Here is a 9,511-nt window from a genome sequence, read left to right on the forward strand (position 1 = left end):
TCAGCTTGACGGTCACTTTATCGTCTTGGGCTTCGGTGGTGATGTTGTCGTCACCGGCAACGGTCACGGTGGAGCCGAGTTTTTCGATATTGGTGCTGCCGCTGTCGCCGTTGAAGGTCAGGCCTTTGCTGTCAACGGCGGTTTTGGCATCTACGCCTTTTTGGATGTTATCTTTAGTGCTTCGAGCGAGATCGATACTGTAATTAGTTGTGACGGCACCATCGGCTGCGGTTGTAGCATTGGAGGTCAAATTCAAAGCATTGGAAACTTGTACCGTTGCTTTATCTGCGCTGACGGTATAAGTGGTTTCTTTGCCTGAAGTTGTTTTATTAACGTGCGTGTTATTGCCTGCCTCCACCTTGGTTGTGGTTTTGGCATTATTGATGGCATTAGCTACATCGCCGGCAGTCGCTACACCGGCAGTCGGTGCGGACACTGTGCCATTATTATTGACAGACAATGTGCCTTGAGTGACGTTGATTTGAACTTTTGATGCATTCTCGCCATCGGTAACTGCAACGGTCGTCAAGTTGCCATTAGCGTAGTTGACTGTACCGTTGTTATTGATACGGGATTTGTCTGTACCGTTTTGTTGGATATTGTGTCCAACATTGTTCATAACTGTGTACAGTTGGCTACCATTAACTGCATCGGTTGAAGTGGCGGAAATACGGCCTGCGGCAACATTGTGAATTTGGCGTTCATTGCCTGCGCTGCCTACAGAAACCGCGCCTGTTTTAGAGGATGAAGAAGCCGCATAGCTGACATTGGTCGTCGCACCGCTATCGTTTTTGAATGTTGCATTTTTAGCTGTTGCATCAAAATTATTGGCAGTGCCGACAGCACCATTGCCCAATGCAACAGAGCTACCAACCGTAGTCGTCGCACCATTACCCAACGCAACTGAATCGCTTCCAGTCGCTTTTGCATTATTACCGCCGGCAAAACTATTCTGCCCGGCAGCTTGGGCTGAGGAACCAATAGCGGTGGAATAAAGGCCTGAACTGTTTGCCTGCTTACCAATGGCGATAGAATAAGCTTGCGTTGTCTGCGCCTGATGACCAATTGCAACAGAATCATCACCGACTGCATTTGACAAATAGCCCATTGCCGTACCGTTATTTTGTGCTGCTGCCCTTGCACCGACAACGGTTGCATTTTCGTAGTTAGCTCTACTGTGAGCACCGACGACTATAGAGTAATTGCGATCATTTTCTGTATTCAAACCTATGGCGATAGAACCTGTACCGCGAGAATTGGCCTTAGAACCTAAGGCAACAGCGCCAACAGTTCTAGAAGTTACCGTTGCATTTTGACCAACAGCAACAGAATTTTCGCCAAGTGCGTTGGCATTATGACCCAAGGAGACACTGCCCGTCGCACCAGTACTTGTTGCCGCATTCGGTCCGATGGCAATCGAATTGGTTGCTTTTGCGCCGTCGTTATTCCAGTTTTTCGTACCGTCAGTTTTGCCTTCTTCTGACTTAACAGAGAAATAGCGGACACGCTCAATTGCATTCAAGACACCATAAAGCTGTGAGCCGTTGATCGCATCAGTGGAAGTAGCGGAAATATCGCCAGGGGATACATTAATGATTTGGCGTTCATAACCTTGAGAACCGACAGACACAACATCACCGGCATCGGTAGTTGCACCGCCTGCCCAAGTGTAGGTCACGCCCATGATTTCACGTTGAACGTATGACCGACCTTCTTTATCGGTTTTAGAAGCCGTACCCAAAGCTACAGAGTTCAGCAAAGTTGCCTTTGCACCTGTACCCACAGCCACACCACCAAATGAGGAGGCTTGAGACCTTGTACCAACAGCCAAAGATAAATCGGAAATAGCATTGGCTTGAACACCCAAGGCAACAGAGCCTTGACCGGCCAATGTAGTCGGATAGCCACTAATCGTATCACCGCTCATCTTCGTGTAAATGGTACCCAAATTCTTACCGGCCAGCGCGTAACGCTCTCTAACACTACCGTCTGCATTGTAATAAACAAACTGGTCAGAAGCGTTACCTGAATATAGAGTACTCGTTACCGCCACCAAATCATCACCACCAATGGCAACAGATGAGTTGCCATTAGCCACAACATTACCACCAATGGCAATAGATTGGTCACCGCGTGCCCATGCACCTTCAGGTCTACCTTCTGTATTAGTATCTCTGTGATTACCCGAACCAATGGCAATAGACTGGCTTACATTTTTTGCAGTTTTATCACCTACACGCGCAGTATTACCGATAGCAATATTATTAGCCGTTGCGTTAGTTGGATTCTGAATCTCCAGCCCCGCTTCACGGCCGATTGAGATTGCACCATAGCTACTTGCATTGGCTTCTAAGCCAATTGCGATCGCACTCGCAGCCACATCTCTGCTACCTGGAGTTTTTGTAACGACACCAGGAGAGCTTGCAACTGCACCTCTACCGATGGCAATAGTGTTTGCACTTTGAGCCTGTGCCGAACTACCTACAGCGATAGATTCCGTAATCTTACCTACCGCATTCGTACCGATTGCAATGGCATTCTCTGCATTTGCAGAAGCCTCGCTACCAACACCGATTGCAACCCCATTACTTCCTCGAGAAACACTGGATTGGCCTAAAGCAATAGAGCCTATACCAAATGCTTGTGCCGAATTGCCTAATGCCGTTGTACCGGTATTATTAGCAAGTGCATTCTTACCTACCGCTGTCGCTTGCGTACCATTTGCTTTGGAATCTGCACCCAATGCTGTTGAATCTGTAGAAACAGCATTGGCACTTTTACCTATCGCTGTTGCATGTGAACTACTTGCACTTGTATCTGCACCCATCGCAACAGCATGAGTTTGAGTAGCCTTGGCATTTGTACCAACAGCAAGGCTGTTATTATGTGTTGCATTTGCACTCGTACCTACCGCAACTGCACCATTAGCCGTAGCATTGGCTGATGCTCCTACTGACAGGGCACCAATACCGGTCGCTGTTGCACCACTAACCGCGGTCGCACTGGTTACAGCATCAAATTCAATTTTTCCTCGTACTGCAGTTGCCGCATACGAATTACCTGCACCCAAAAGAGCTGCCGAAATCACTGTCAATCTGAAAACTGTCGCGATACCATTTTTACCGGATTCAGCAGATACTTCTGTACTATTTTGTTCTGCGGACGATTTCACACGGCCTTTGGCCAATTCGGACGTTACAACGAAAGATTGAATCGTACGGTTCCAAACGACTTTAAATATCTTATTCATTAGTGTGTCTTTCTCTTTTATGATGAGTAAAAGCGTAGGCGTGAGCATGACGCTACTTTAAAAAATCTATTGCGGAGGATTTCCCTGCAAAATGCTTGCTTCGAGCTGACGTTTATTGTCACTTTAAGACGAAATTTAGGTCTTTCACTATCTCGAAGTGAAATAGTATTTCATACTTACTAAATATCCGCTAGTCAGAAATATCAACCGATTATCTTTAATTTCTAAATGAAATTACGGCTTTCAACCAAAAAACCAATCATCAAAAGGGTTTCAGCCATGTTTCTATTGATAAGCGGTTTGTTGTATTCCATTGACAAGTCATAAGCAAGTACAGTAATTATGCAACTCATATGCCAATTATTTAAAATATTATTTATTAAAAAACGAAAGAAAAAGGCCGTCTGAAATGTTTCAGACGGCCTTTAATGAAATGATATTGAACATCTACTTACATTGAATAATTTGGTTTTTAAGCTATCAATAAAATCGGCAATATGCTTTTAATACATAATAGAAAGAACACGTATATTCCTACTTAATACAAACGCGGATGGTTTTACAAACCGAATACGGCAATATCGCCCTTGCCTTGACGAATCAGCTCGGTACCATCGGTCATATCGATAACCGTCGTCGGCTCAGTACCGCACCAGCCACCATCAATAACCAAATCAACAGCATGCTCAAGACGGTCTCGGATTTCGTATGGATCGGTCAATGGCTCGTCGTCTTCGGGCAGCATGAGGGTGCAACTTAAAATAGGTTCGCCCAATTCTTGCAAAAGTGCCAAGGCAGTAGCGTTATCGGGAACACGCAGGCCGATGGTTTTGCGCTTGGGGTGAAGCGTGCGATTGGGTACTTCTTTGGTTGCCTGCAGGATAAAGGTGTAGCTGCCGGGCGTAGCTGCTTTGAGCTGGCGGAATTGGGCATTATCTACTTTGGCGTAAGTACCCAATTCACTCAAATCGGCACACATCAGGGTCAGATGGTGTTTTTGATCGATTTTGCGAATCGTGAGTATGCGCTCCATCGCGTTTTTGTCGCCGAGTTTGCAACCCAACGCATAGCAGGAATCCGTAGGGTAAACGATAACGCCGCCACTGCGGACAATATCGGCGGCTTGTTTGATGAGGCGGTCTTGGGGATTATCGGGATGGATGGCGAAAAATTGTGCCATGTTTTTTTTCCTTATCATTCTAATGGTTTGTTGTTTGACATTTTAAAACTTATTTGGCCGTCTGAATATTGGATTTCCACCACTATGAATGGATTTAGCCTCTGCTACAACACGGCTGCACCCAGTGATGCCTTATATATAATTTTGATTTACCGGCTGATATCGAAAGTCAATTTAATACACTATATAATGCATTATTTTGTTTGAAAGTCATCTCAATGTCTGCTTCTTCCCTACCTTCCCGCCGCTTGTCTGTTGCACCCATGCTCGATTGGACAGACAGACACTATCGCTTTATGGCGCGACAAATTACACGCAATGCTTGGCTTTATAGCGAAATGGTCAATTCAGGCGCGGTAGTTTACGGAGATAAAGACCGCTTTTTGAGTTTCAACGAAGGCGAGCAACCGGTAGCTTTACAGCTTGGCGGCTCAGATCCGCATGACTTGGCAATCGCTACCAAAGCGGCTGAAGCGTATGGCTATAATGAAGTCAACCTAAATTGCGGCTGCCCCAGCCCACGCGTTCAAAAAGGCGCTTTCGGCGCTTGCCTGATGAATGATGTAGATTTGGTGGCAGATTGTTTGAACGCAATGCAGGATGCAGTTGAAATTCCGGTGACGGTCAAACACCGCATCGGTGTAGACAGACAGACAGAATATCAAGTCGTGGCAGATTTTGTGGGCACGCTTCGCGAAAAAACAGCCTGCCGCACATTTATCGTCCATGCACGCAATGCTTGGCTGGACGGTTTATCCCCGAAAGAAAACCGCGAAGTCCCGCCACTCAAATATGAATACGTGTATCGCTTAAAACAAAATTTTCCCGACTTGGAAATTTTGATTAACGGCGGCATCACCACCAACGAAGAAATCGCCGAACATCTGAAATTTGTCGATGGGGTCATGATCGGGCGCGAGGCTTATCATAATCCAATGCTGATGCGCAATTGGGATGTACTTTTTTACAACGACACACACGCACCAATCCAATACGCAGATTTAGCAGCTTGGCTATACGCATACAGCCGCGAACAAATCGCCTCAGGGCGCGGCACCATCCTACGCCACATCGTCCGCCATGCACTGGGCTTGATGCACGGCCTAAAAAATGCCCGCACTTGGCGCCGTATGCTCTCAGATGCCGCTTTGCTGAAAGACAACGACGGCAGCCTGATTCTAGACGCATGGAAAGAAGTCGAACGCGCAAATATTTGGGACTAATGCCATATCGTGCGAATAAATGAAAGGCCGTCTGAAACATCAAATGATGTTTCAGACGGCCTTTTAAATTACAACAGACTGCTAAAGATATATTCATTTCTCTTTAGCTACTATAACAATTAATTCATCGAATAAACCCAACACATAATCTAAGCATAAAAAAATGCGGCCTAAATAGGCCGCATTTACTTTGCTTCGTCTTTTCAGACGGCCTTTTCAGGCCGTCTGAAAGTCAGATTACCATTGGTAACCAACTGCTGCGGTAGCACCGAAGTGACCACGTGAGTTGCCGGAAGCAGTACCTTTGATGATCCAGTTACCACCATCGGAGATGCTAGAGAAGCCGACAGCGTAACCGGTTTCACCGCGGTAGTGACCGCCACCGATAGCCAGCATGCTCTTACCTGGCAAGTAAGCTTGTGGCAGACCGGCAGTAGCCAGAGCTTGAGCCACACCTGCGCGGGCGTTGTTGTCAACCTTGTTCACATTGCTGTTCACATCGCCGAATTTTTGGTTCAGCTGGTCAACGTTAACCGCATCGGTACCTTTCTTACCTGGAGCAACATTTTGGATAGTAGTGTTGCCGGCATCGATACCACCTTGGTTGATGGTTACAGGACCTGCTTTCAGTTCGTTAGTAGTAACACTGTTAACGGTCAGATCAGGGTTCATGCTGACTTTCAGCGCATCGCCGTCTTTCTTAACGAAGATGTTTTGAACTTCTTTCTCTGAAGTCTTACCGGTTGCTTTGTCGAATACTTGAACTTTAGTACCCGCATCACCTTTAATCTGAATAGTGTTATTCAGAGGTTTGGAGATAGAGCCGTCAGTAGTACCAGTCTCGTCAACCAGACCGAAGGTGCCATCAGCATCTTTACCGTCTTTACCATCTTTACCATCTTTACCATCTTTCACGGTTGCAGTAGAAGTAGAGATGACTTTACCGTCTTTATCGAAGTTGTTGATAGTGATGGTAGAAGTACCTTTAGCTTCATCACGCTCAACTTTACCTTCAGCAGACTTACCGTTTTCACCGGTATCACCTTTAGCTGCAGCTGTACCATCTTTAACAATGGTAGTAGTGGTATTACCTTCGCCATCAGTGATGGTTACAGTGTGAGTGCCGTTGCCATTGTCTTTAACTTCGGCTTTAGCATTCTTACCATCTGCACCAGTAGCACCGGTAGCGCCAGTTGCACCATCTTTAACGATAGTAGTAGTGGTATTACCTTCGCCATCAGTGATGGTTACAGTGTGAGTGCCGTTGCCGTTGTCTTTAACGTCGGCTTTAGCATTCTTACCGTCTTCACCTTTAGCACCGGTATCACCTTTAGCTGCTGCTGTACCATCTTTAACAATGGTAGTAGTGGTATTACCTTCGCCATCAGTGATGGTTACAGTATGAGTGCCGTTGCCGTTGTCTTTAACTTCAGCTTTAGCATTCTTACCATCTGCACCAGTTGCACCGGTAGCGCCAGTTGCACCGTCTTTAACGATGGTAGTAGTGGTATTACCGTTACCGTCTTTGATCGTTACAGTGTGAGTACCGTTGCCGTTGTCTTTAACTTCGGCTTCAGCGTTCTTACCGTCTTTAACGATAGTAGTAGTGGTATTACCTTCGCCATCAGTGATGGTTACAGTGTGAGTGCCGTTGCCGTTGTCTTTAACGTCGGCTTTAGCATTCTTACCATCTTCACCTTTAGCACCGGTATCACCCTTAGCTGCAGCTGTACCATCTTTAACGATAGTAGTAGTGGTATTACCTTCGCCATCAGTGATGGTTACAGTGTGAGTACCGTTGCCGTTGTCTTTAACTTCGGCTTTAGCATTCTTACCATCTGCACCAGTTGCACCGGTAGCGCCAGTTGCACCGTCTTTAACGATCGTAGTAGTGGTATTACCGTTACCGTCTTTGATGGTTACAGTGTGAGTACCGTTGCCGTTGTCTTTAACTTCGGCTTCAGCGTTCTTACCATCTTTAATGATAGTAGTAGTGGTATTACCTTCGCCATCAGTGATGGTTACAGTGTGAGTGCCGTTGCCGTTGTCTTTAACGTCGGCTTTAGCATTCTTACCATCTTCACCTTTAGCACCGGTATCACCTTTAGCTGCAGCTGTACCATCTTTAACGATAGTAGTAGTGGTATTACCTTCGCCATCAGTGATGGTTACAGTGTGAGTACCGTTGCCGTTGTCTTTAACTTCGGCTTTAGCATTCTTACCATCTGCACCAGTTGCACCGGTAGCGCCAGTTGCACCGTCTTTAACGATCGTAGTAGTGGTATTACCGTTACCGTCTTTGATGGTTACAGTGTGAGTACCGTTGCCGTTGTCTTTAACTTCGGCTTCAGCGTTCTTACCATCTTTAATGATAGTAGTAGTGGTATTACCTTCGCCATCAGTGATGGTTACAGTGTGAGTGCCGTTGCCGTTGTCTTTAACGTCGGCTTTAGCATTCTTACCATCTTCACCTTTAGCACCGGTATCACCCTTAGCTGCAGCTGTACCATCTTTAACGATAGTAGTAGTGGTATTACCTTCACCATCAGTGATGGTTACAGTGTGAGTACCGTTGCCGTTGTCTTTAACTTCGGCTTTAGCATTCTTACCATCTGCACCAGTTGCACCAGTAGCGCCAGTTGCACCGTCTTTAACGATGGTAGTAGTGGTATTACCGTTACCGTCTTTGATGGTTACAGTATGAGTACCGTTGCCGTTGTCTTTAACTTCGGCTTCAGCGTTCTTACCGTCTTTAACGATAGTAGTAGTGGTATTACCTTCGCCATCAGTGATGGTTACAGTGTGAGTGCCGTTGCCGTTGTCTTTAACGTCGGCTTTAGCATTCTTACCGTCTGCACCGGTATCACCTTTAGCACCAGTTGCACCTGTTTCACCGGTAGCGCCAGTTGCACCGTCTTTAACGATGGTAGTAGTGGTATTACCGTTACCGTCTTTGATCGTTACAGTGTGAGTACCGTTGCCGTTGTCTTTAACGTCGGCTTCAGCGTTCTTACCATCTTTAACGATAGTAGTAGTGGTATTACCTTCGCCATCAGTGATGGTTACAGTGTGAGTGCCGTTGCCGTTGTCTTTAACGTCGGCTTTAGCATTCTTACCGTCTGCACCGGTATCACCTTTAGCACCAGTTGCACCGTCTTTAACGATGGTAGTAGTGGTGTTACCGTTACCGTCTTTGATGGTTACAGTGTGGGTACCGTTGCCGTTGTCTTTAACTTCGGCTTCAGCATTCTTACCATCAGCACCAGTTGCGCCGGTATCGCCTTTGGCACCAGTTGCACCGTCTTTAAGGATGGTAGTAGTGGTATTACCGTTACCGTCTTTGATGGTTACAGTGTGAGTACCGTTGCCGTTGTCTTTAACTTCGGCTTCAGCATTCTTACCGTCTTTAACGATAGTAGTAGTGGTATTACCTTCGCCATCAGTGATGGTTACAGTGTGAGTGCCGTCGCCGTTGTCTTTAACGTCAGCTTTAGCGTTCTTACCGTCTACACCGTCTTTACCATCTTTACCGTCTTTAACGATGGTAGTAGTGACTGAGCCATCACCTTCATTAGTAATAGTGATGGTATGAGTACCGTCATTGTTATTTACAACTTCGCCAGTGACGCTGCTGCCTTTTTCACCAGTATCACCTTTGTCGCCTTTTTCGCCTTTAGCACCGGCTTCACCTTGGTCACCTTTGTCGCCTTTTTCGCCTTTAGCGCCGGCTTCACCTTGGTCACCTTTGTCGCCTTTTTCGCCTTTAGCACCGGCTTCACCTTGGTCACCTTTGTCGCCTTTTTCGCCTTTAGCGCCGGCTTCACCTTGGTCACCTTTGTCGCCTTTTTCGCCTTTAGC

General features: G+C 46.4%; 4 protein-coding genes. 1 reads left to right on the forward strand and 3 read right to left on the reverse strand.

Annotated elements, in window-relative coordinates; all coding sequences use genetic code 11:
* Both ACTHTU_RS11035 and ACTHTU_RS11040 read right to left on the reverse strand, forming a co-directional pair.
* Positions 1 to 3,298: ESPR-type extended signal peptide-containing protein (locus ACTHTU_RS11035; protein ID WP_440362576.1), on the reverse strand; the 3,298-nt coding region annotated here is incomplete at its 3' end.
* Between the two features lie 511 nt (positions 3,299 to 3,809).
* Positions 3,810 to 4,430 carry an L-threonylcarbamoyladenylate synthase gene (locus ACTHTU_RS11040; protein WP_003680049.1) on the reverse strand — a complete coding sequence of 207 codons (621 nt, stop codon included), beginning with the start codon at positions 4,428 to 4,430 and terminating at the stop codon, positions 3,810 to 3,812.
* A 218-nt stretch (positions 4,431 to 4,648) separates the two neighbouring features.
* On the opposite strand from ACTHTU_RS11040, the gene dusA reads away from it, so the two are divergent.
* Positions 4,649 to 5,653, forward strand: coding sequence for a tRNA dihydrouridine(20/20a) synthase DusA (dusA, locus tag ACTHTU_RS11045; RefSeq protein WP_440362577.1), 1,005 nt, complete (start codon positions 4,649 to 4,651; stop codon positions 5,651 to 5,653).
* A 237-nt stretch (positions 5,654 to 5,890) separates the two neighbouring features.
* Here dusA and ACTHTU_RS11050 read toward each other — a convergent pair.
* A partial coding sequence (locus ACTHTU_RS11050) for a collagen-flanked surface repeat-containing protein (RefSeq protein WP_440362578.1) occupies positions 5,891 to 9,511 on the reverse strand: 3,621 nt, incomplete at its 5' end.

This window comes from Neisseria sp. P0020.S005, assembly GCF_051957055.1.
GTDB classification, from domain to species: Bacteria; Pseudomonadota; Gammaproteobacteria; order Burkholderiales; family Neisseriaceae; genus Neisseria; species Neisseria subflava_A.

What these genes read in the sequence shown, in the direction of transcription:
- ACTHTU_RS11040 (WP_003680049.1), bottom strand. Translation starts at nt 4,430, where the DNA reads ATGGCACAATTTTTCGCCATCCATCCCGATAATCCCCAAGACCGCCTC.
- dusA (WP_440362577.1), top strand. Translation starts at nt 4,649, where the DNA reads ATGTCTGCTTCTTCCCTACCTTCCCGCCGCTTGTCTGTTGCACCCATG.